Below are 22,155 nucleotides of genomic sequence, written 5' to 3'. Positions count from 1 at the left end.
GCCATCGTGGGGATGAAGCCGCTCACTTCACGTTGCGGTGCTGGGCGAAGAACCTGATGGTTCACGGCAGGCGAGCGGGTTCTCGCGGAAGGCACTGGTTTTGGCGGTGAACTGCGGCCTGGATGCCCGGGTCGGGAAACGCTGGTACTGGCTGCCATCGCTGTGGCTGAGGGCCGTCCAGTAGGGCGGTGGGTGGTAAAGAGCCGGCCACGTCTTCCTTCACCAGGCGGAGCCGGCGCACGGTCTGGGAGCCGAGTTCGTCGTTGATCCGTTGGATGAGTACGTCCGCGAGAAGCTTGAGCTGGGTGATCCAGGCGGTGGAGGACCCGCACAGGGTGAGGGTTCCAGATTCGCGGTCGAATCCCGCCAGGTCCACGTGCCTGGCTATCGGGCCGGCTACGGACGTCCAGCAGTTGAGCAGCGTTCCTTCGGCCTCGCTCCAGAGCCCGTGCTCGGAGAACATGTCCAGCAGCGCTCTTCCGATCTGCACGGGCGGTGTCCGCCCTCGCGGTTGCCTACGGGTGGCGCGGGCAGCGGATCGCTCGGTGAAGCGGTGCCGACGGGAGTCCTCTTTGGCTCGTCGCAGCATGAGCAGGGCCAGATCTGGGTGCTGCTCACCGCCCGCCGGCCTTTCGCGATTCACAGGTCAGCCTGTTGACGAAGGGTTGGGGTACCCCAGGTACGTACGACGTTGTGGTCTGTGAACGCGTACACCAGCCGGTAGGCGAGCGCCGGGTTCGGCCCTTGCCAAAGCTGCGCCAGGTACTGATGTGCGTCTGCTTCGCTGCGCCGAGGTGTTCCGCAGACCTGCCAGGCTTGGCCGTTCCACAACTCGGGGATCCACCGCTTTTGCGGCTCCGGCTGTTCGGCGCGCAGCCGGTGCTGAGACTGCACCCGCGCTGCGGGGCCATCGTCATCGGGGTCTGCGGAGCGCGGCCCAGGAGGGGTGTGTCGGCCTGCCCGGCGACGGGTCTCGCAGAGCAGACACAGGTCGGTGGCGTCCTGGTCGACCGGTCCGCTCGGATGCTCGGAGCATCGGGTGACCGGCTTGGGCGTGCTGATCGTCTCGTCCAGCTGTGCCACCGCGCGTTCGAGGTCCTGGCGGATCTCCTTCACATTGAGGACGGCCTCGCCGCTGATGAGTCGCTCTTCGTGTTCACCGGCGACGCGCAAGGCACGGCCCAGTGCTACGAGTTGGGCATGGTTCATGGAAGGGCTTCTCTTTCATGTCCGGCACCGACCGGGGATTCGTCGTGCGGCTGTGCGAGGGCTAGTCCTTGGTCAGCTGCTCTTTCGTGGGCTCCGGGCCAGCCGGAGTCGCATCGCCCGCCACAACTCGCCCGCGCCGAGGCTGCTGGTGGGCGGGCTACTGTGCAGGCCCGGACAGCATGCGTCGTGAGCCACCTGTGCGGAGCCGTAATCACGGTGGTGAGGTCCAGGCCAAGCGATCCCGCCGGCGAGATGGTAGACCTCGACATCGGCGAAGCGCCGTGCCGGGTAATCACCCGGCATCAGGGCGATCCACGCCACCTCCATGTCGGGTTCACTGCCCTCGATCGCGGAAACAGGGGCGGCCCCTGCCTGGGGCCGGTAGATATTGACCCCGTCGTAGTGCAAGGTCCGGTGACGGTGCGTTGGAAGACCACAGGCCGGACACGGCACCGTAAGCCTGCGACCCCACGACGGCACGCGATCATCTGCCGGGCCTTGCTGGGGAGGGACGCTCGTTGCCATCCACCACCTCCGATGCGTGAGGGACCGTAGGGCTGGCTCGCCCCAGCCGGCAACATCCAGATTAGCGGCCCGAGTTGGCACCATTGCGACAATCTGCACGCCCGATTGCGTAGTTGGCCGACTGACATCCGGAACTGAGCACACGGCGGCTTCTTCGGTAGGGGCGTTGGGAGGAGCCCGACGGGGGATGCGAAGCGCGCTCGGCCGCCGCGGATGGGAGCCGTGCTCATCGTGACCGGTGCACGCGGGGTGGCCGTGGTGTAGAGGTGGAGGGCGTCGCGGCGGTGATCCGCGCATTGGACGAGACACGGGGAGCGCGGTCCAGCGCGCCCCACCTTCGGGAGCTAGACACGTGCCGGTCGCCGAGGCGTTGGACGCGCCAGACGAGGACTTCGGATACTGACTTCGCGTTGTCCAAGGGGCGGTGCTGGGCTGCCTGTTGGAGGACGGTGGCGGGGTTGTGGCCAGCGGCTTCGGCGGCAGCGAGGGTGGCGGTGAGGGCGGGCCAGGCGTTTTCGGTGAGGATCTGTTCGGCGTGGTGGGGCAGGACCTCGTGCAGGGTGAGGGCGTACCGGTGCACCGTGTTGTCGGAGGGACTGTGCCTGGCGAGTTCGGCGAGGCTGGCGGGGGCTATCTGGGCGTAGGCGGCTTGCAGGTGCGTGAGCGTCTGACGGGCGGCGGCCACCTGCCGGTCGTGGTGGTGCAGTGCGCTGTGGCGCTGGACTGCGAGGACGACGAGGATCGCGGCGTCCAAGAGTATGGCGAGCCCGGTGTGGTCCGCGGGCTGGTAGCGCATGGCCTTCAGCGCGCCCCGCAGTGCGCGGGCGTGCTGGTGGTCGGCGCGGGCGCGGGTGTGGGCGGCGTGTTCGAAGGCGACAGCCGCACGGTGGAGTTCGGCCTGGAGTCGGACAGGAGCATGGGCGGGTAGCGCGTAGAGGACTTCACCGAAGACGGTCAGGTGGGCCTGGACGGCACCGTCGTCGGCGCGGGTGAGGTGGTGGGGGATGCGTTCGGCGGCAGCGGTTGCGACGTGCCACGGGCTGGGGCGGTGAGGGCGAGCTGATGAGGCTGCGGTGGGCTGTGCCTCGGCAGCGGCCAGGCGCTGTCGGATCTGGGGGAGGGACAGGTCGGTGGCGAGGCTGGAGCCGGAGAACCAGATGGGCGTGCCGGCATCGGGCAGGGCTACCTTGTAGCCCTGGAGGTCACCGGAGGGCAGGGTGCGGGTCTCGACCTGAAGGCCGGCATCGGCGAGCAGGTTGAAGAATTCATCCAGATCCTTCGCGTGGGACAGCGCGGTACGCACGGTGTGCCGCAGCCGCTCCCGCGCGGTCTTGTCGTGGCCCTGGCGCTTGGCTTTCTCCTCCTCGGCCCGGGTGGAGCGCTTCACCGCCGAGGTGCCAGCAGCAGCTTCGGGACCATGCACAACCCGGGTGAGGCCGAAGTCTTCCTCGACGGCTCTGAGTTCGTTCATGGCGCGGTGGTAGTCGTTCCAGTTCCGCGGCGGGCGCAGATCACCGCGCACCTTGGTGGCGACGATGTGGATGTGGTCCTCCGCGTGACGCACAGCAACCCACCGGCAGCCGTCCGGATCGCCGTCGGGCGCGATGCCGGTCGCGTGCAGCACGCGCCGGGCGATGGTGGCCCACTCGGCGTCGGTGAGGATGCGGTCCTGGGGCGCGGCGCGGATCGAGCAGTGCCACACGTGCCCCTCAGGTGCCTTGTCGCCGGCTTGCTTGACCCGCAGATCCAGGGCCTGGCTGAGCTGGCCGAGCCGTTGCTTGTGGCCAGGGCTGTCCCAGGGGCCGGGGTCGGGGACGAAGTCGTCCCAGGAGGCGACGATGTGCTGGTCGGTGTGTTCGTTGGCGCGGCCTTTGTCGAAGAGGTAGGCCAGCACGCCGTAGGTGTGGTTGCCCGGCTTGACGATGTTCGCGATCACCTCAGACCGCCCACTTCTGCCCGGCTGCCCGGAAGGCGGCGTCGTCGATCGCCCGGACGGTGTCGTGGGCGGTGGTGAGCAGGCGGTCCGCCCGGTGGAGGATCGCGGCGTCCACAGGGTGTGGATCGCCGTCCGTATTGAGGCGGCGGGCGATCTGGTTGACGTTGTTGCCGATCCGGGCGATCTGCGTCCGCATAGCGGCGAGCTCGTCGACCGCATCGTCGTAGACCGTGCGCTCGGCAGCGACGGTGATCTCACCGCGGACGCGGGCCATGGTGGCGTCGGCAATGTAGCGGGCCATGGTCACGTGAGCGGTCTTCGCTGACGACTGGATGTCGTGCTTCTCGTGCGGCGCGAAGCGCGCGGTGACGTGCTCGGAGCGCTGCGCGTCGAGGTTCGCGCGGCGGTACGGCGCACGCTGCGTGGCCCCAACGGAGGGATCGCGCGGCTGCTCGCCGGCGCCCACCTGCTCCTGCTCCGGCACGCCCTCGTGCCGGAGCTCCGCCTCCGCCACCCCCGGGGCGGAGGAGTCCGCGATGGACCGGCCTATGGACCGTCCATCGCCATTGCTTGCTCCCGCCGAGGCAGGGGGTATTTCACCTGCACCGACTGGGGTGTTGAGGTCTTCGAAGTATGGGTCGCGCATGGCGGGATGTCCTTGTGCTGGGGGTAGGGCGCGGGGTTCTGGTGGATTCAGGCGGTGCGCGGTTGCCTGTGGGGTTCCGCGAACTGCTTGGCGGCGAGATCGAGCAACTTCACCTGACGTCGCTCAGGGAGGCGGGCGGCGGTGGCCAGGACCTTGTCGATCCGCGGGTCGAGGGTGCTGATGGCGTCCAGGCCGGCGGCGCGGGCGACAACCAGGCGCAGCTCTGCCTCCAGCCAGGCCCAGTGCTCAGCAGCGGGCACCGGGGTGCCGTCATCCCACGCACCCTGGAGGCGGCGCAGGTAGTCGCCGCCGGCGGACAGGATCTCGGGCAGAGGGATGTCGTCGCCGGCCATCCACCGGCCCTGTTCCAGCAGGGTGAGGATGGCGCAACGCAGCACGGTCATCTCATCGCGCTCCGGGGCGGTGCAGATCGAGCAGGCGTCGTTGCCGCAGGTCCAGGCAGACGAGGTCGAATGAGGCATGGCAGAAGGGCCTTTCAGCGATGGGGAGTTAGAGCTGGGACCGCGTTCAGTGGGCGTGGCCGGTGCGGGCGAAGTCCTGGTGGCTGGCCTTGACGGCGTTGACGACGCTCTGCGCCAGGTCGGTGCCGACCTGGTGGCCGTCAGCGCGCACGGCTGCCTTGAGGGAGTCACGCGAGAGGCGCCCGGTCTTCCGATAGATGTCCTCGGCGTATTCGACGAGGACGTCCCAGGGCAGGTCGGGCTTGCGACCCGGTCGCTTCGGGCCTGACTCCCTGCCGCCCGGATTGCCGTTCGACGTCTTGCCCGCATTCGGCTCGGGACTGGCATCCTGCGGGAGTTGCGGGCGGTCGGCGGATTCCGGGTGGACCGCCCGGCGCGTGTCTTCATCGCCCGGATCCGGCACGGCCGCTGGGCGGGCGGGCTGTGCCCGCCTCACGGCAGCCCGGGGCTGGGGGACTCGGGCCCCGGGTGTCTCCCAACGCTCGGGCAGAGGGAGCGACGCCAGCCGCGTGGCCTGCTGCCGGGTACCGAGCTTGCGGAGCAGCAGCTCGTCCTGGTGGGGATCGCTGTCGACGCTGGCTCGCTCCAGCGCCTCATGCAGACGCTGAGTCGCTCGCCGGCCATGCCACTTGGTGCGCTTCTTCTCGGGCATCGCTTCGATGCGGAGGATCAACGTGACGGCCTGGCTCAGGGCGCGCTCGCGGATGAGCCGTGCGGCATCGGCGTCCTGGTCGTGGATGCCCAGGCGCGCCAGGAGCCGCTCGCGTGCCTGCCGTCCGAGGACCGCGAGCAGGCTGCGGGAGGTGGCCTCGGGGGTGTGGTTGCGTAGCTCGATGCCCATGGCCAGGTGCCAGAGGACCGCGGCCATGACCGGGCCGATCAGTGCGCGGACCGTGCCGCCGACAGGGCCTGATTCGGCGTAGGCGGGGATGATCTGGGCTCCAGTGACCACCCATACCAGGACCCCAGACGGGCCAGGCGCCTGCTTCGGGCTCTTCAGGTTATGGCGCGCCATCAAGGCCATCGCGAACAGGGCCAGTTCAGCGGTGGCGAACATGAACACGCGCTCGACGGTGCTGGCGATGTCCAGGTAGTCGGCGGCGAACCGCCAGCTGGTGTCCGCGCTGTAAGCGGTGCAAGCGGCCGCTGAGACAGCGGCAACCCGTACCGCCAACGCGGACGGTTGCCGCGTGCCGCCAGTATGGCGTCGGCTTCGCCAGCCCAGCCATCCGGCCAGCAGTCCGAGGAGCGCAACGGCCAAGGCGGCGGTAGTGGGCAGGGGGAGCAACATGCAGGTGGTCTCCATGAGGTGGGAGGCAGGTGGGGAGGCGTTCACGGTGGGGCGTACACGCGAGCCCCCTTCTAAAGGGGGGCTCGCGCGTGATCGCCTGGGCGTGTGAACGGCATGCGCGGTCGCGTGACCCTCTGACCTGTGGTTTTAGTCGCGACCGTGTGCGCAGTGGACGGTTTTCGGGGCCGTGTACGCACAGGGGGTGCGTGTACGGCCGCGTGTACGGTCCAGCCCCCGGATCGGGGCGTCAGGACACGGCGCCGATGTGGCGCGCGGAGGCTCGGTAGCGAGCCTGCTGGCCGCCACCATTTCCGCCTGCGGCGCCTTCGGCCTTGGTGGCCAGCCCGGCCTTGACGAGCCGGTCCAAGTGGCGCCTCGCCTTCTCGATGTCGGCGCGCCCTGGCTCTGGCTCGCCGCAGAGCACCTCGGCCAGCTCCCGGACGATCAACCCGTTGGCTGCCGCACGTAGCAGCGTGACCGGGTCGAGCGTTGGGTCGACGGTGCTGGTGCCGTGCTCGTGGTCATGGATGACCTGGAGCGGGCCGATCTCGCCGGTTGCGAGTTTGAGGTGGTGGATGGTGACAGCCAGGTCACCGGGCTTGCCGTTGATGAACAGCACACTGCCGGCGCCGGAAGTCAGCCAGGTGGAGCCATATACCTGGTCCAGGGCCGGGCGTTGGACCTTGGGGGCCTCGGCACCGGACTTTCGCTGATGGTGCAGCTCCAGGACCTCGACGCCGTTCTGGAGGGCTCGTCCGCGGGCGTTGTTGTACGCGACCGCGAGGGCGTCGTCGACCATGGTGCTGACGGCGTCCTTGAGGCTGTCGATCACCAAGGTGTCGGCCTGGTGGGCGGCGGCCAGGTCGGCCAGGAGGTCGGGCTCTTTGTCGAGGGCGGCGGGCAGTGGGCCTTGCCAGACAGCGAGCCGTTCTCGCAGGGCGGCCTCGTGCTCGTCGCTGATCCCGCGAGCCAGGGTGCGAGCGATCTGTGTCGGTCGGTCGATGGCCAGATACAGAACCCGCTTGCCGGGCACCACAGGCATACCGAGGACGGAGTCCGCCAGACCGATGCGGGCGAGAACGACTTGGTGGGCGAGGGTTGTCTTGCCGACACCTGGCGGGCCCACGATCATCAAGCTCTCACCGGATGCCCAGGCGGTCTGCGCTTGAGTGCCCCAGATCGGATGCGTCTCGGCTGCCTTGGTGACGAAGTCCCAGCCGTTGACGAGGTAGCGGGACAGTCGTCCGGTACCGGATGCCAGGGCGCGTTCCCGCTCGGCGCGTACGTCGGCCTCGGCGGCACTGCGTATCTCGTCCGGATCGGCACCGGGCTCGACGGCGCGCTGGACCAGGCGGAAGCCGGTCTCGCGCAGGCGGCGCAGGTCCGCCTTCCGTCGAACGATGCTTGCGTAGTAGGCGGCGCTGCCGGTCGGGGCCGCGACACCGGCAAGCTGGTGCAGGTAGGAGGCTCCGCCGATCCGGCGGAGGTCCCCAGTGCCGTCGAGGTGCTCGGTCAGAGCGATTGGGTCCGTGGGAGCGTCCGTCGAGCGCAGCGCCAGCAGCGACCGCCAGATCGTCTCGTGCGCGGGGCGGTAGAAGTCGGCGGCGTCCAGGATGCCGCGCACCTCGTCGACCTCGCTGGTCTTGAACATGCAGGCGCCCAGAACCGCACGCTCGGCCTCCACAGCGTGCGGAGGCTCCCCACCGATACCGAAGGGGCCGGCGGCCTCGTCGGTCTGGTGATCGGATGGATTCTCTTGTCGCGGGGCCCTACTCTGGGCCATAGAGCTCCTCACCCGGCAGGCCATATGGGGCGGCAACCCCGGCCGGGCCGGTTGGATCGTTCAGGGATGGGCGGTCGTACATTGGGGCTTTCGCATGGGCCCTCGGTGTTCGCACCGGGGGCCGTTTGCTTTTCGTGGGCACGTTCACCCACGTCCGGAAGCGGACGACGAACCATACCCACAGAACTTCGGGAACGCAACGAGTTGCATTCGTTTCCGCAATGGTGTTCACTCTTGACCCTGGCCGCAGTGGCCCCAGCTGCACCGAAGGGAGGTGGGAGATGAGCAGCAAAGACGACGCGGCACGTGCCGGACCAGACCGGCCAGTGCCCGAGGACTACGTTGCGGAGCGCATCAAGCAAGAGCGCGAGGCCCGAGGTTGGAGCACGGTCACCCTGGCCGAGAAGATGGCCGAGGCTGGCCATCCGGTCAACCAAGCCGCGATCTGGCGTATCGAGAGCGGCAAGCCACGACGTCGGGTCAACCTCGACGAGGCACTCGGCTTCTGCACGGTGTTCGGTCTGACCATGGACGAGCTGACCGCTCCGTCTCTAAAGCACGCTGACACAGTCATCCGCGCGATCGTCCGCGACTGCGTCGAGAAGAAGCATGCGCTCGCGCGCCTCCAGCGTGACGTGGAAATCCTGGAGCGCGAGATCGAGCACCTCGAATTCGAGCTCGCCCACTTCGCAAGCCACGGCGACGAGCAGAAGGCCGAGCTCGAAGAGCTGATACAGCTCGAAGATCAAGCGTGGCTGCGCCAGCACCCCTGACTTCGCGCCGCCCCGTGAGACGACCCTGCGCAGACAGGCCCCAACGCCTGACGTCCCAGAGGACGCACCTCAGTGCTGCGAACGCTGAGGAAAGCGCCCCGTGCCCCACCACATAGCACCGCCCATCCCTGAACATCACCACCGGCCTGGTCCGCGAGGGTTGCCGCCCCCGTGACCGCGTGCGCCGGAAGAGGAGCACACCCTTGCCCCAGAACCCCCTGCCCCTTGCCCAGATCGCCCGCGTCCTCGGCATCCCCGAGGGTGCCCTGCGTGCCCTGATGGCCGAGAGGGGTGATGAGCCCGGCGATGCCACCCTCGTCGGGCTCACCGTTGAGGAGGCCGCCCGCCGCATCGGCATCGGCCGCACGAAGATGTACGAGTACGTCACGTCCGGCGAGATCCGCTCTGTCAAGATCGGCAGCCTGCGCCGAATACCCGCCGAGGCGGTCGGAGAATTCCTAGCCCGCCGCTACCGGACCACGGACTTCGGCACCGCAGCCTGAGCGGGGCTCACATGGCACAGCCGAAGAAGCCCCGCACGTCCCGCCAGCCTAATGGCGCCTCCTCGATCTTCCAGGGCAAGGACGGCCGTTGGCACGGCTACGTCACCGTCGGCGTCAAGGACGATGGCACTCCCGACCGGCGTCACGTCGGCCGCAAGACCCGCGCCGAGGTCACCAAGGCCGTACGCGAGCTGGAGAAGCAGCGCGACTCCACCGGCGTCCGCAAGGTCGGTCAGACCTGGACGGTCAAGACCTGGCTGACCCACTGGGTCGAGAACATCGCCGCGCCCAACGTCGGTGAGAACACCATTGACGGCTACCGGGTGGCGGTCTACCACCACCTCATCCCCGGCCTGGGCGCCCATCGCCTGGAGAAGCTGGAGCCTGAGCACCTGGAACGGCTCTACCGGAAGATGCAGGAGAACGGCAGCGCTGCCGGCACCGCCCACCAGGCGCACCGCACGGTCAAGACCGCGCTCAACGAGGCCATACGCCGCCGCCACCTCACCATCAACCCGGCCTCCGTCGCCAAGGCGCCCAAGGTTGAAGAGGAGGAGGTCGAGCCGTACACGCTTGAAGAGGTCCAGCGTCTCCTCGCCGAGGCCACCAAGGTTCGCAACACCGCCCGCTGGGTGATCGCGCTCGCGCTCGGCCTGCGTCAAGGCGAGGTGCTCGGCCTGAAGTGGGAGGACGTCGACTTCGAGGCCGGCGTGATCCTGGTGCGGCGTGGCCGGCTGCGGCCCCGGTACAAGCACGGTTGTGGCGACAAGTGCGGGCGCAAGCCCGGCTACTGCCCGCAGAAGATCAGCATCCGGCGCGAGACGAAGGACACGAAGACCCGCGCCGGCAAACGCCCGATCGGCGTGCCCGAGGAACTGCTGAAGCTGTTGCGCCTGCACAAGGAGCAGCAGGAACGCGAGCGGGCACTCGCTCGCGACCTGTGGGTGGAGAAGGGCTATGTGTTCACCTCGCCGACCGGCGAGCCGCTCAACCCCAACACCGACTTCCACCGGTGGAAGGACCTGCTGAAGGCAGCGAAGGTCCGCGACGCTCGCCTCCACGATGCCCGTCACACCGCGGCGACCGTGCTGCTCCTCCTCGGTGTTCCCGACACGATCGTCGACCGGATCATGGGCTGGGAGCCCGGCAAGTCCGCTCGGATGCGCAGCCGGTACCAGCACCTCACCAGTTCCGTGCTCCAGCAGACCGCCGCGAAGGTTGGCGCTCTGATCTGGGGCTCAACGCCGCATCAGTTCCCGTCGACACCTGCAGGTCCCGTGCCGGGCTTGAGCCAGGGCCCCGTACCAGCAGGGCCGGATGTGTACGTGGCCTGTCTAGGCGAGCGGTATGTTCCGTTCCTGCACCACGAGCACGCCCAAGCCGTGGCTTCCCAGTGGGGCGGCGATCACCCCGGTAAGCCTGCACACGTGGAGATATGGGACCGGCCGCAGTGGGAAAACATGGGTCCCGGTGGTATCCGGGCTATCCGTGACCGGATACCTGACCGCCGGCTCATTCATCATGCCCACGCTGTGTTCCTGCCCGGCGGCGAGCGGCTCAACATCGGCCGTGCCGAGCAATGGTCCGTGCTGGGCTGGGAGTTCGAGACTGACCTATACACGGACTTGCCGGTCCGGTGGCACATCACACGGCGCCCGGGCCAGGAGATCGAGGCCCAAGTCCGTGGCACGGACCAGGACGCTGTCACTGAAGCGTTCGACGAGGCTTGTGGACAGGCTGTGGACCGGGCGAGGAACCCAGGGAGGTACGGCGAGTGACGTAAAGAAGGGCACTTGAGGGGGCTGCTGCGCAGCAGCCCCCTAGGCGCAATATCGAGCCTATGAAGGATCAAAGGCTCAGCATCAGGATCGTCCTGCCTTGTCGTACTCGCGGTCGATGACGGCCAGGAACTCGTCGATGCTCTGCGGGCGACTCTCGGTTTCTTGCTGTGTTGCTTCCTGGACGATGGTTCGCCACGGCTCCTCCGCCGGCAGGAGGGGGATATTTGCTTGTGGCCACTCCCCAGTGAGAGCCCAGGCCGCTACTCGGCCGAGGCTGTAGATGTCTGTCGCCGGTACAGAGAGGTCATGCGGCCCGGAGGAAAGCTCAGGCGGAGCGAAGCCAGGAGTGCCTATATAGGCGCCGGTACGGCCAGCAAAAGTCGTTTGGCCGCGTGGCCGACGGACGGTGCCCCAGTCGGCCAAGGTCCAACGTCCGTCCAGCAGAAGAATGTTCTGTGGCTTGACGTCGCGATGACGCCAACCGTGACGGTGCGCTTCTGCTAGGGCGGATGCCACCGCCTTGATCATCCTGTGGAGATGCTTCGGCTCCTTCAGATGGAGGAACTGTTCTTCAGCAGTTGCGTCGGCCAGAGGCATGATGAACCAGTGGTGCTGCGCCTCAAAGTCGAGGACTGGCATGACATGTGGGTGTGCGCTCAGAATGCGGGCAATCTCAATCTCGCGCCCCATCCGGGCACCCGCCTTCGTCCACTGAGACAGTCTCCGCTTGAAGGCAATCTCGATCCCTGACGCTTTGTGTACCCCCTGGAACACTTCTGCTTGCCCGCCCCGCTTTGGGACGCGTTCCAGGGAATAGTCCTTCTTCTCGCCTCGTGCGGCCTCGATGACTTCTCGGTAGCGTTCCAGATTTGGCGTAATCTCTCCTAGCGGACCCACAGCTCGTGCGAGCAGCCGACGGCTGAACCGGTCGACGAATCGCTGTACCGACATGCCTTCCGACGGCTCCTGCAGTCCCGCCTCGGAGTAACTGGTGTAGGCAACCTCGTCGTAGAGCTCGTCGTCGAGGAATTGGTTCAGTGCCGCTTCAAGTCTTGGTTGGACAGAGGTACTTCTCCCTTGCTCCCACATGATGAACAACCCGAGCTGTGGCTGCAGCCCGCCGCTGTGGTCAGAGCTTCGTACCGCGAGGGCCCGTGAGGTCGCCGCGTGGATCCGGTTGGCCAAGTTGTTTCCGGCTGATTGCCCGTCCTGTGCGGTGAACTCGATTGCTCCCAGTGGAATTTCATCCTTGATGACGACAATGTCCCACCGGGTATCCTTCAAGCCGAAGGACGCCGGTAGAGAAGCCTCACGCCCCGTCTGAATCCAGGAGCGGTCGATACCGCGTTCAACGAGTGCATCAACGGTGGAGCTGACGATGGGCTCCAAGCGTTGATCTCTACGGATCCAGCTATCGGAATCAACCCAGTAGTTCTGCACCGCAGCTGTCAACGCCCCTGCCATCTACTCCCCTTATCGAGTGCCTCCTGCCCTGGAGAAGCCTACCTACAGAGTCGTCGCACCAGAGGGGAGCGATCGCTCGGTTCCGATCTATGCAGAGCCAGACGCAGCGTCCATCAGTGCTGCACCTGCCTGCCTATGCCCATCCGCTGGCCTCCGCGTCATCTGCTGCCCCCACTGCCAGGAACCTGCGTTCGGGCAGGCAGTCCCGACGACCGGGGATCGGCCAGCTTCCATGCGTACCCCCTTGTCTGCGCTTGAGGCGGCGGTGCATCGACGTAGCCTTCACGTCGGTTGTCAGTGCTACCCCTCAGACTTGGGTCGACTGAGGTTCGTGAGTTCGAGCCTGTGGCGTATGCCGAGTGAGGATGGGTGACGTGAAGCCCGAGGCGATTCAGCAAGCGGTCGAGGACTTCTGGTGCAAGCGGGGCGAGCAGAGGGAGAGTCAGGAGGATGGCGGCAGGGCCGGCGGAGAGGCTCGCGCCAATGGACACATCAAGGGCTTCGAGGATGTCGTGAAAGAGGTCTTCCTCGACTGCGGTATCTCTGCGGGAGATATTCGAACGGGAAGGCCCTACCTGCCGGGTTATTTCCGTGTCCGTAAGCAATGGGATCTGGTCGTCCTGTACAAGGAAGTCCTTGTAGCTGCCCTTGAGTTCAAGTCGCAGGTCGGTAGCGTCGGGAAGAATTTCAACAATCGTTTTGAGGAGGCGTTGGGTAGTGCCACTGATCTGGCGGCTGCCCAGAAGAAGAACGGACCCTTCGGCGCTGTACCGCCGTGGCTTGGTTACGTTTTCGTACTTGAAGAGACGGAAGAGACCGAGAAGCTGAACAGGCAGTCTCACGCGTTGTTTGAGACCGATCCGGCTTTCAAGGGGATGTCGTACACCCAGCGTTACCAAGAGATGATCAGCCGCTTCGTGGGCGAGAACGTCTATGACATCGGGTGGTTCATCACTACCCAGCGGACGGAGAACAGCAACATCACCTACAAGGAGCCTCTACTGACGGCGACCGCGCGAACCTTGCAGGTGGCCATTGAAGGCCGAGTCAACCTGGTCAAGGCCATGCTTGGTGAGTGAGTCGTACGTCCTTGTCCTCCAGGGGAGACCTGGAGGACAAGGACGTACGGGCGCCTGTTCCGGAGAGCTGTGGACGGCTCTAACCGGGAATCCCGAGGTCCTTCAAATATGTGAGGCGCGCGTTGATCGCTGCCGAGAAGTGCCTCCAATCGAGGCTCTCCATCAGTTCGATGGGCTTGGGCTCCTCGGCCGATGACGTCACGTAGCACGCCGCGTCGTAGAGCTGCTCGGCCATGAGGCGCTCGCAGAAGATGCCGAACCTGTCCTGGTACGAAGTGCCGTGCCAGATCTCGTCAGTTGGCAGGGCGCCCTTAGCGGTCTTGACTGGCCTCCGGGACCCTTCCCCGTCCTGCATGATGAAGAAGTAGCCGAGCCAGGGCTTCTCCTTCGGAAACAGCTCGGCGAGAGCTGCGCGCCGGAGGTCCACCGCGCTGCCCAGCGCTTCCTCGACCCGGTTGTTGTAGTTGTTGCCGTACGACGGCCCGCCGAGCGCCTTCATCTCGAAGGCCGCGACGAGTACGCCCTCGTGGACGACTACGAGGTCCCACTGTTTCTGCGGCCGGTAGTAGCCGGGCAGTTCTAGCCCCTGGGACTTGCTGACGCGGATGCTCTCGGCCGGGTAGCCAGCTTCCAGGAAGAACTTAGCCAAGAGGGTCGCGATCACGTCGAAGTGCTTGCCACCGCGGACTGATCCGGCCGTGCCGGCTCCAACTGCGGCCTTGATCGCGGACTGCTCGTTCTGCAGCTGCTTGGCACCCCAGTACGCAGCTATGGCGTCCTCGAAGTCTTGGCGGGTGACCGTCAAGATCCGTTCCTCCTAGTCGGGCAGCTCGGCTAGTCCGTAGACACGCAGGGCGGCCTCCGTGGCTGCCTTCACGTCGCGCTTGTCGAACGCTTCCGCTAGGGCAATCTTGTCGCTCTCGCTGATTGCTTTCGGATCGGGCACGCGAATCTTGCGGAGGTACTGCGCTTGGAAGCGGAGCGTTCCCCCTCGCATCTTGACCGCGTATGCCTCCACGAACGCCTCCGCAACTTTGGACAGCAGTAGGCCACCGAGTACCCGCATGTCCCAGACGTCCGAGACGATGAAGTACAGGTTGTGGTGAGGGTACAACTCGCCTTGATCCAGGACCGGATGGATCGTCAGTTTCATGTCCGGAAACAGCAGCTTGGGGCGTCGCGTTAGACGGTGGTCGACCTTGTCGATCGTCTTGTACCAGCGCTGCGGCTGCTTGACCGCGATGTAGCGCTTCCGCATGGCGGCCCCGTGCCCTTCGAAGTACGCAGCGAGTCGCGGGTAGGCGGAGAGGTCGACCAAGTCACCATCAGTGGTCCATGGGTTGACCAGGTAGGTACCGTCCCAGTTCAGCGTGCCGCTAGTGGTGTCGCGGACCATGGCCATGGGCAGCAGCCGGTCGTTCTCGACCAGGTTCTCGTCCTTCGTGAGGAAGACCTTGTCGGCGCCGGTGGCGATGCCGATACCGACACGCGTCCCGGTCTTGCCGTCCTCCAAGAGCTGGAAACGCTCGGTGAGTTCCTCCAGAATCGCCAGCCTGGCTGGCGAGGCCGCCGGCCACGAGTCCTCGTCCGGGAACCAGTGCGGCATGCGGGCGGCCTGGAACGCCGCGGTGGTGATCGACTCTGATGAGTCCATCGCGTACCAGTCGGCGAACTCGCTGGCCTGCGCGCTGCCGAACACCCGAGTGGTGTCCGCTGCCACCGCGTTGCCCTGGGATCGGTTCGAGATGATCGTGATCGCTGGGTAGGCAGAAACTTGGTCGTCGAAGGCGTCGACGTCATGCATGACCAGAGCCACGTCCATGCTGAAGCTCTTGGTCACCAGCTGCCGGAGCTGGCGGCCGTATTGGTTGCGCATCCATCGGTCCGCACAGATGAAGCCCAACTGTCCTCCTGGGCCTAGGCTTCGGAGCGCGACTTCGAAGAAGCCGACGTAGATGTCTGCACGGCCCCCCATGGTGGGGCATGCGTGACGGTAGACCGCCATTCTGTCGGCGGGGACGTCCTCCAGGCGGATGTAGGGCGGGTTGCCGGCCACGTAGTCCGCGTGTTGGGTCGCTTCGGGCTGAAGCAGGTAGTCACCTTGGTCGATCCAAGATGCCGCTACCTGCTGGGCTTCCGCCGGTTGCCAGCCATCGTCGACCAGTTGCTTTTCGACAACTGTGCGGCTCTTTCGGACGTTGCGTTCCAGCAGATCGAGCGCGCGTACAGCTCCGCGTGCGTCACTGATGGGACGACCCTGCTTGCGGCAGGATGCGCTAATCCGTGACGCGACTGCTCCCAAGAATGCTCCTGAGCCGCATGCCGGCTCTACGAGCTTCACGTCGCAGAGGCCCTTGTCTGGCGTGTATCCCACGAGGTCGAGGATCAGGTCCACAACCCAGCGGCGGGTGAACACCTCACCGTGCTCCACGGCCTCGGCGGGGACTGAGGGGAGGGCGTGGAGAGCGGTGTCGAAGAACAGGGGAGTGGCCACGTCTTGACATTACTAGGGCGGATCTCGGCCACGAGAGTTATCCACAGGTCGGCCCGCATGCGTCGCCGCTACCAGCATTTGACCGACCGCCTCTCTAAGGAAACAGCGGCCAAGGCCGACGGGCTGCTTTGGACCCGGGCTGGCGAGCCACCCACGGCCCGATCCCACTGGTGCAGGTGGGCCATGCGGAGCGCGCCCGCAGCCCTACGAACTTTGAGGTCCGGCGCCCTTAGGCTTGAGCCTCTTATGCCTCCACGGTGAATGCCGCTTCGTATCCGTCGTCGATTTTGATGTCTTCGTACACAACGGTCTGGCATAGGCGGTTCCACCGGTTTCCCAGCAGAACAGCAAGTCCCATGGGGCAGGCGAGGAAGAGGTGCATTCGCCGGACCTTGCGGGTGGAGCGGCGGAGGTGGTCGCGGATGCCGACCGCTAGGGCGTTGGCGGCGGTGCTGTCGGGGATGGAGCCGTCGTTCGCTGTGCCGCTCGGCGGGGTGAGGACAATCAGCTTGCCGACAGGGAGGTTCTGTTCGCGCAGATACTCCAGGACGTCTTCGGTGGGGTTCATCGCGACGGCGACGGCGACGGCGATCTCGCCACCTTTGCCGATCTCGTGCTCGATGACTCTCGGGGCTATGGCCGTCTCGAAGGGGTCGTTGGTGGACCAGAGCTGACTGCCGGCCCTCCCGCGTTGTACTGCCGCGAGGTCGGTGCCAGTGACCATGCGGAAGGTGGTGCCGACCAGGAAGGCAGGCGCGAGACGGATGCTGCCGGTGACGGACACGGCGGTTGTCCCGGCGGGCAGACGTCCTGGTGCGGTCTCGATGTCTGCCTGCAGCTGGGCCCAGGTGTTCGGCGACAGGGGACGGCGCTTGGTGTAGTCGGAGTCGCCGTCGAAGCGGTCGACCCAGTCGATGGCGTGGTCGGCGTCCGGTGCTAGCGGGTCCGGCTTGAGAGTGGCGATCGACAGGACGGCCCGGGCGGGGCCGGCCTTCAGATTCAGCTCAGCGACGCCGGCCTCGATGACTGCCAGGGTGAGTTCACGTCGGCCGTCGCGGACCATCTTGGCGACCCAGCCGGCTCCCTCTTCAAGTGCCCGCTGGTCATGGCGAAGCCCGGTAACGGCCATCAGGAGTCGAAGATTCTCTTGATACCAGACCATGTCCAGAGGCAGGTCAAAGCGCAGCACCGACAGGAAGTCGATGAGCTCGGCCTCGGTCAGCCCTGCCTCCTTCGCCCACCGGGTACGAGCCTTGGCTCGGTCAGACCTGGCTCCGCCGACAGCTGCTTTGGGCATCAGGAGGCCGGTGCGGGCGTCGCGGTGGGCCACCAGGTCGTCCTTGGGGTCGGCCGCCCGGTTGGTGACCAGGCGCAGGTCGGCGCTGCCACCGTCCGCGGTCAATACCTTCCACGTCTTGGCGATCTTCCTGAGGATCGACGGGCCACCGGTGACGCTGGGCTTGGTCAAGTACTCCTCGTTGACCGGCGTGGCGCTGTCGACCGCGTACTTGACCTGCTTGTAGGTGTTCGGGGGAATGTCGCGCAGCAGGACGACATCGTCGAGATTGCCCGCACCGTCGAGCTCGACGCCGATAGCGCGGACGGGGTTGTGCGAGCGGGCGGCGTTCTCGCGCAAGAGGGTCAGGCAGGCTTCCCAGGCGACGAGCCATTGGTAGTAGTCGCCGGTTGTGCGGACGCTGGTGGGGCCGGGGGCGGGGAGGTGGGCCATCAGCGCTCCTCGGTGAAGATAGGGGTGGGCTCCAGGTTCTCAGCAAGGACGAGCAGGTCCTCGTCCATGACGGGTCGGTCTGGGAAGGCGCGGAAAACTGCTGCCGGGACCAGGCGCTGGGTGAGGTCGGAGAAGGTGTAGGCGGGGCGGTCCGCGGTTGGGCCGGTGAGCTCGACGACCTTGCGGACGGTCTCCGGCCGGATGCCGAGTCCGTCGAGTGCTTGGGTGAGGACCGCGTGGCGCTGCTCGTCGCTGGGGCGGGCGAAGGTGAATGTGGCCGCGGCGCGGCGCATGACGGCCGGATCGAGAGCGCCGACGCGGTTGGTGCACAGCACGATGACGACTGGGAGCGCGGCGCCGGCCAAGCCGTCGATGCCGGCCAAGAACGCGTCGACGCCGGCCCGATCCTCATGGTGCATCTGCTGGGCCTCGCGGGACTGCACCAGGGCGTCGGCCTCATCGACGACAAGAATCTGCACTGCGCGTGCTCCCTCAGGGCCCGACGCGCGCTTGCCCATCGTGTGCATGTGGGTAAAGGCGTCTCCAATGAGGGAGGTCATCTCGCCGACCAGGCCGCTGCCGCGGGTGGCGAGCTTGAGCCGGTACAGGTACACCGGCAGATCGAGCCAGTCGGCGAGGTCGCAGCCGAAAGATTCGGCCAGGGCAGACTTGCCGGAGCCGACGTCGCCGGCGAAAACGAACAGCGGCGCCCTGTCTGCGAACAGAGCGAGAGCGGCGACATTGCCGCCGTGGTGCTGCGCGGCCCAGGACCGAAGTCGGCGCGGGTCCGCGAGGAGCGAGGCTTCTTTGCGTAGGCGCAGCTTCGTCTCGTCCAGGCCGACCAGACGGTCGTAGCGGGCGCGGCGGGTGGGCTCGGGCAACTCGATGACGGGGTGGAACAGGTCGTCCTGGCTGGTCACGTGCTCGTTCCTCCTGCGGATAGCGCTGGACTAGTAGGCGACGTAGACGTCGCGTGAGACGCCAGTGCCGTTGCGGGCGTAGCCGTGCCCAGTGGTGCTGGTGCCCGCGACGGCACTCGGGGCGGTGCCGGTCGTCCGGGAGATCGGCAGGGCCTCCTTGACCCCGGTCTGCTGGCTGCTGGTCAGGAGCCAGAAGGTGGAGCTGTAGTTCAGGAAGCTGTGAAAGGTGTAGCCGGCGAGGTCGACGGGGTCCGGGAAGCTGCCCGGTCGGGAGTCGATGAGCTGGCCGCCGGCCGTGGCTTTGTAGCGCAGGCGGAACTTCCAGGCGTTGGTGGCGGTGTCGCGGAAGCCGTAGTCGACGGTGTCGAGATAGCCGTCGCGCAGGAGCAGGGCGACCTCCTCGGCGAACTTCTCGATTCTCTTGAGGGAGGGCTCGCCGTAGAGGTTGTACAGCAGGCGCAGGTCGGCGGCGACTCTGCCTCCGACGTAGCGGGCATCGGTGATCGTGAACGAACCGGAAGCGGATCTGGAGTACGAGCCGGTCATGGTCACTCTCCCGGGAAGGTGGGGCCGAACAGCTCGCGCCAGAGGTCGAGCGCCTCACTCTTCGTGGCCGCGTAGGCGGCCGTCGTGAGGGTGTCGAGGGTGGTCTTGGCGTGGTTGACCAACCGCTGGCGGTCGAACTCGGTGTAGCCGCGAGCGACGTTGTTCTCCGGGTTGACCGGGTCCCAGACCTGGATGGGGTCTGTCGTCGAGCTCACCTCGTCGGCCGTGTAGTAGTCGGTGAAGACGATCGGTGTCTTCAGGCCGGTGCGGACGATGTAGGAGAGCGCCTGCTCGATCGCCTGCGGATAGTCGTCGACCTGCAGCGGCTTTCCGTTCCAGCCGACGTCCCAGAGGTGCGCGACCAAGAGTTCAATCAGGAAGGACTTGCAGCGCAGCTGGGGATCGCCTTCCTTGCTCTCGCGGATCCACGCCTTCAGCAGGCGGATGAGCTCCCGGTAACCGTCGCCGGCCTCCCCCTTGCGCTTTTCGATGAAGCGCAGGTGCAGCGTGACCGAGGTGAGTACCTTGATGCCGCCGCTGGTGACCAGGTAGCCCTGGTCGTCCGGCTCGCCGGTGTAGAGCACCGGCACCACGTCGATCTTCAAGCCGGAGCCCCGCATAGTGATGCCGACCGCGTGATCGGAGGGCTTGAAGTCCTCCGCGATCTTCGTCTTGCCGTAGACCTCTTTGCAGCGCTCCTCCAGCCAGGCCAATATCGTCGAGATGTCGATGTCGGGGTCACTGACGCGCAGGTAGGCGGCGACATCCGCGTCAGACCCTGTACCGCGCCTGCGACGGATCGCTGTGTGCTTGGCCGTGCTGCCGGACGCGCGGAGCTTCACCAGGTCGAAGTCCGGGTGGGCGGCGATGTAGTCCTCCAGCCGCTCCCGCAGGTAGTTCACCTGGCGGCGGCGGTCCTTCGCCTCCTTCTTCGGCACGTTCACCTTGTTCTTCGCGAATGCCTTGAGGACCTCGTGGTCGACGTAGTTCTCCCCCGCCATGGCTGTTCACCCTTCACCCGAGGAGCCGATCGGTAGGAGAACAGGGTTACCACGCACCACTGACAAACCCGGTCGAAGTTGCGCGGGATGCCCAGGAGCCGATAGCGGACTGTCTGCCGGGCCCTCCGGTTGCGCCCGCCACACGAACTGCAACCAAAACTGCAACCACGCACGAAGAAGGGCCCCACCGCGAACGGTGGGGCCCTTCGACATCGTGCCCGGTGAGGCACTGGCGGAGGATACGAGATTCGAACTCGTGAGGGGTTGCCCCCAACACGCTTTCCAAGCGTGCGCCCTAGGCCACTAGGCGAATCCTCCGCGGCAAACAATACAAGACGTTGAGGAGTGCTCGCGAACTCGTTCCCCCCGCTCAGATCGGGTACTGTGTGCGCAGCCCCTCACGTGGCGCTATCTGACTGAACTCCCCCAGGGCCGGAAGGCAGCAAGGGTAGGTTGGCTCTGGCGGGTGCGTGGGGGGCGCTTGCGTTTGCGGGGCCGGTGGAGCCGAGGGTGCGGCCCGGCGCCGGTGGGGCGGAGCGGCCAAGTCCGGCGGGCGGTGCTCGTTGTCAGTGGGCGCCTATAACCTCGTACGTGTGTCGTCTCTCGCGCTGTACCGCCGTTATCGCCCGGAGTCGTTCGCCGAGGTCATCGGGCAGGAGCATGTCACCGACCCGTTGCAGCAGGCGCTGCGGAACAACCGGGTCAATCACGCGTACCTGTTCAGCGGGCCGCGTGGGTGCGGGAAGACGACCAGCGCGCGGATCCTGGCGCGGTGTCTGAACTGCGAGCAGGGGCCCACACCGACGCCGTGCGGGGAGTGCCAGTCCTGCCGGGACCTCGCGAGGAACGGGCCGGGTTCCATCGACGTCATCGAGATCGACGCCGCCTCGCACGGTGGCGTGGACGATGCCCGTGACCTGCGCGAGAAGGCCTTCTTCGGACCCGCGAGCAGCCGGTACAAGATCTACATCATCGACGAGGCCCACATGGTCACGCCGGCCGGGTTCAACGCGCTGCTGAAGGTCGTCGAGGAGCCGCCCGAGCACCTCAAGTTCATCTTCGCCACCACCGAGCCCGAGAAGGTCATCGGGACGATCCGGTCGCGTACGCACCACTATCCGTTCCGGCTCGTCCCGCCCGGGACCCTGCGGGAGTACCTGGGCGAGGTGTGCGGGCGCGAGGGCAGTCCCGTCGAGGACGGGGTGCTTCCGCTGGTAGTGCGCGCCGGCGCCGGGTCCGTGCGTGACTCCATGTCCGTCATGGACCAGTTGCTGGCCGGTGCCGGGGACGACGGCGTGACGTATGCCATGGCCACGTCGCTTCTCGGTTATACGGACGGGTCGCTGCTCGACTCCGTGGTCGAGGCCTTCGCCGCGGGGGACGGCGCCGCGGCCTTCGAGGTCGTCGACCGGATCATCGAGGGCGGAAACGATCCTCGGCGGTTCGTCGCCGACCTGCTGGAGCGGTTGCGGGACCTGGTCATCCTGGCGGCCGTGCCCGATGCCAGAGAGAAGGGGCTCATCGACGCCCCCGCCGACGTCGTGGAGCGGATGACGGCCCAGGCCGGAGTGTTCGGCGCCGCCGAGCTCAGCCGGGCCGCCGATCTCGTCAACGAAGGGCTGACGGAGATGCGCGGGGCCACCTCCCCCCGCCTCCAGCTCGAACTGATCTGCGCGCGCGTGCTCCTGCCCGCGGCCTACGGCGACGAGCGGTCCCTCATGGCCCGGCTCGACCGCATCGAGCGCGGGGTGAACTTCACGGGGGCTGCGGCTGCCGGAGCCCCCGCCATGGGGTACGTGCCCGGGCCCGACGCGCATCCCGGGATGCCGACCGGGGTGCCGGGGGGCGGCCTGGCCGCTTCCGCTCCTCCCGGTCCCTCCGTCCCACCGGGCGGCGGGCCCGCCGCCGCGCGCGCTGCGGTGCGGGGAGCGGGGGGCCCCGGTGGAGATACGGGGTCCGCAGCGGCCCAAGCTCCCACACCGGCCCAGGTCCC

The 22,155-nt window shown here is 66.9% G+C and carries 19 protein-coding genes, 1 tRNA gene and 1 other RNA gene; 6 read left to right on the top strand and 15 right to left on the bottom strand.

The annotated features are described in order from the left end of the window. Positions 1-61: 61 nt before the first annotated feature. The 7 genes from O3Q52_RS16560 to O3Q52_RS16530 all read right to left on the bottom strand — a co-directional run bounded on the left by O3Q52_RS16560 (position 62) and on the right by O3Q52_RS16530 (position 7,872). Entirely contained in the window at positions 62-490 is a 429-nt protein-coding gene (locus O3Q52_RS16560) for a DUF721 domain-containing protein (protein ID WP_269649545.1), read from the bottom strand. Between the two features lie 149 nt (positions 491-639). Continuing rightward, positions 640-1,209 carry a hypothetical protein gene (locus O3Q52_RS16555; RefSeq protein WP_269649544.1) on the bottom strand — a complete coding sequence of 190 codons (570 nt, stop codon included), beginning with the start codon at positions 1,207-1,209 and terminating at the stop codon, positions 640-642. A 751-nt stretch (positions 1,210-1,960) separates the two neighbouring features. Next, positions 1,961-3,670: a relaxase/mobilization nuclease domain-containing protein gene (locus tag O3Q52_RS16550; RefSeq protein ID WP_269649543.1), complete on the bottom strand. Its 1,710-nt coding sequence runs from the start codon at positions 3,668-3,670 to the stop codon at positions 1,961-1,963. A gap of 1 nt (position 3,671) precedes the next feature. After that, on the bottom strand, positions 3,672-4,184 hold the full coding sequence (locus tag O3Q52_RS16545) for a MobC family plasmid mobilization relaxosome protein (RefSeq protein WP_269649542.1): 513 nt from the start codon (positions 4,182-4,184) through the stop codon (positions 3,672-3,674). A 179-nt stretch (positions 4,185-4,363) separates the two neighbouring features. Then, positions 4,364-4,798: a hypothetical protein gene (locus O3Q52_RS16540; RefSeq protein WP_269649541.1), complete on the bottom strand. Its 435-nt coding sequence runs from the start codon at positions 4,796-4,798 to the stop codon at positions 4,364-4,366. A gap of 46 nt (positions 4,799-4,844) precedes the next feature. Then, positions 4,845-6,104: a hypothetical protein gene (locus tag O3Q52_RS16535; RefSeq protein WP_269649540.1), complete on the bottom strand. Its 1,260-nt coding sequence runs from the start codon at positions 6,102-6,104 to the stop codon at positions 4,845-4,847. 232 nt (positions 6,105-6,336) lie between these two features. After that, positions 6,337-7,872, bottom strand: coding sequence for a DnaB-like helicase N-terminal domain-containing protein (locus tag O3Q52_RS16530; protein ID WP_269649539.1), 1,536 nt, complete (start codon positions 7,870-7,872; stop codon positions 6,337-6,339). 281 nt (positions 7,873-8,153) lie between these two features. Between O3Q52_RS16530 and O3Q52_RS16525 the strand changes: the two genes are divergently transcribed. From O3Q52_RS16525 to O3Q52_RS16515, 3 genes are all read left to right on the top strand, one after another. Beyond that, a complete protein-coding gene (locus O3Q52_RS16525) occupies positions 8,154-8,645 on the top strand; it encodes a helix-turn-helix domain-containing protein (RefSeq protein WP_269649538.1) in 492 nt (163 codons plus the stop codon). A gap of 203 nt (positions 8,646-8,848) precedes the next feature. After that, positions 8,849-9,148 carry a helix-turn-helix domain-containing protein gene (locus tag O3Q52_RS16520; RefSeq protein WP_269649537.1) on the top strand — a complete coding sequence of 100 codons (300 nt, stop codon included), beginning with the start codon at positions 8,849-8,851 and terminating at the stop codon, positions 9,146-9,148. A gap of 11 nt (positions 9,149-9,159) precedes the next feature. Beyond that, entirely contained in the window at positions 9,160-10,926 is a 1,767-nt protein-coding gene (locus O3Q52_RS16515; RefSeq protein ID WP_269649536.1) for a tyrosine-type recombinase/integrase, read from the top strand. Between the two features lie 84 nt (positions 10,927-11,010). On the opposite strand, the gene O3Q52_RS16510 is transcribed toward O3Q52_RS16515, so the two are convergent. Continuing rightward, positions 11,011-12,318 carry a PaeR7I family type II restriction endonuclease gene (locus O3Q52_RS16510; protein WP_269649535.1) on the bottom strand — a complete coding sequence of 436 codons (1,308 nt, stop codon included), beginning with the start codon at positions 12,316-12,318 and terminating at the stop codon, positions 11,011-11,013. Positions 12,319-12,767: 449 nt separating this feature from the next. On the opposite strand from O3Q52_RS16510, the gene O3Q52_RS16505 reads away from it, so the two are divergent. Then, a complete protein-coding gene (locus O3Q52_RS16505) occupies positions 12,768-13,472 on the top strand; it encodes a PaeR7I family type II restriction endonuclease (RefSeq protein WP_269649534.1) in 705 nt (234 codons plus the stop codon). Between the two features lie 79 nt (positions 13,473-13,551). Here O3Q52_RS16505 and O3Q52_RS16500 read toward each other — a convergent pair whose 3' ends face one another. The 7 genes from O3Q52_RS16500 to O3Q52_RS16470 form a co-directional block, all read right to left on the bottom strand. Further along, positions 13,552-14,277 carry a PaeR7I family type II restriction endonuclease gene (locus O3Q52_RS16500; protein WP_269649533.1) on the bottom strand — a complete coding sequence of 242 codons (726 nt, stop codon included), beginning with the start codon at positions 14,275-14,277 and terminating at the stop codon, positions 13,552-13,554. Positions 14,278-14,289: 12 nt separating this feature from the next. Then, the gene (locus tag O3Q52_RS16495; RefSeq protein ID WP_269649532.1) at positions 14,290-15,966 is read right to left on the bottom strand and encodes an Eco57I restriction-modification methylase domain-containing protein; all 1,677 of its coding nucleotides are present in this window, start codon (positions 15,964-15,966) and stop codon (positions 14,290-14,292) included. A gap of 244 nt (positions 15,967-16,210) precedes the next feature. Further along, positions 16,211-17,695: an SAVED domain-containing protein gene (locus tag O3Q52_RS16490; RefSeq protein ID WP_269649531.1), complete on the bottom strand. Its 1,485-nt coding sequence runs from the start codon at positions 17,693-17,695 to the stop codon at positions 16,211-16,213. Next, complete coding sequence (locus O3Q52_RS16485) at positions 17,695-18,615, bottom strand: AAA family ATPase (protein WP_269649530.1); 921 nt, start codon at positions 18,613-18,615, stop codon at positions 17,695-17,697. Before O3Q52_RS16485 ends, O3Q52_RS16490 begins: the two co-directional genes overlap by 1 nt. A 30-nt stretch (positions 18,616-18,645) precedes the next feature. After that, positions 18,646-19,161, bottom strand: a complete 516-nt coding sequence (locus O3Q52_RS16480; RefSeq protein WP_269649529.1) for a hypothetical protein — start codon at positions 19,159-19,161, stop codon at positions 18,646-18,648. Between the two features lie 2 nt (positions 19,162-19,163). Next, on the bottom strand, positions 19,164-20,162 hold the full coding sequence (locus O3Q52_RS16475; RefSeq protein ID WP_269649528.1) for a CBASS oligonucleotide cyclase: 999 nt from the start codon (positions 20,160-20,162) through the stop codon (positions 19,164-19,166). Positions 20,163-20,392: 230 nt separating this feature from the next. Further along, positions 20,393-20,480 (bottom strand) — tRNA-Ser (locus O3Q52_RS16470). 71 nt (positions 20,481-20,551) lie between these two features. Between O3Q52_RS16470 and ffs the strand changes: the two genes are divergently transcribed. Together ffs and O3Q52_RS16460 are read left to right on the top strand one after the other, a co-directional pair. After that, positions 20,552-20,650: signal recognition particle sRNA small type (ffs, locus tag O3Q52_RS16465), an RNA gene on the top strand. A gap of 105 nt (positions 20,651-20,755) precedes the next feature. Then, positions 20,756-22,155, top strand: a 1,400-nt coding sequence (locus O3Q52_RS16460) for a DNA polymerase III subunit gamma and tau (RefSeq protein ID WP_269649527.1), incomplete at its 3' end; no start/stop codon positions are given.

Source organism: Streptomyces sp. ActVer, from assembly GCF_027270795.1.
Taxonomy (GTDB): Bacteria; Actinomycetota; Actinomycetes; order Streptomycetales; family Streptomycetaceae; genus Streptomyces; species Streptomyces umbrinus_A.
The sequence above is the reverse complement of the archived record's forward strand: the minus strand, read 5'-3'. Positions and strand labels throughout refer to the sequence as shown.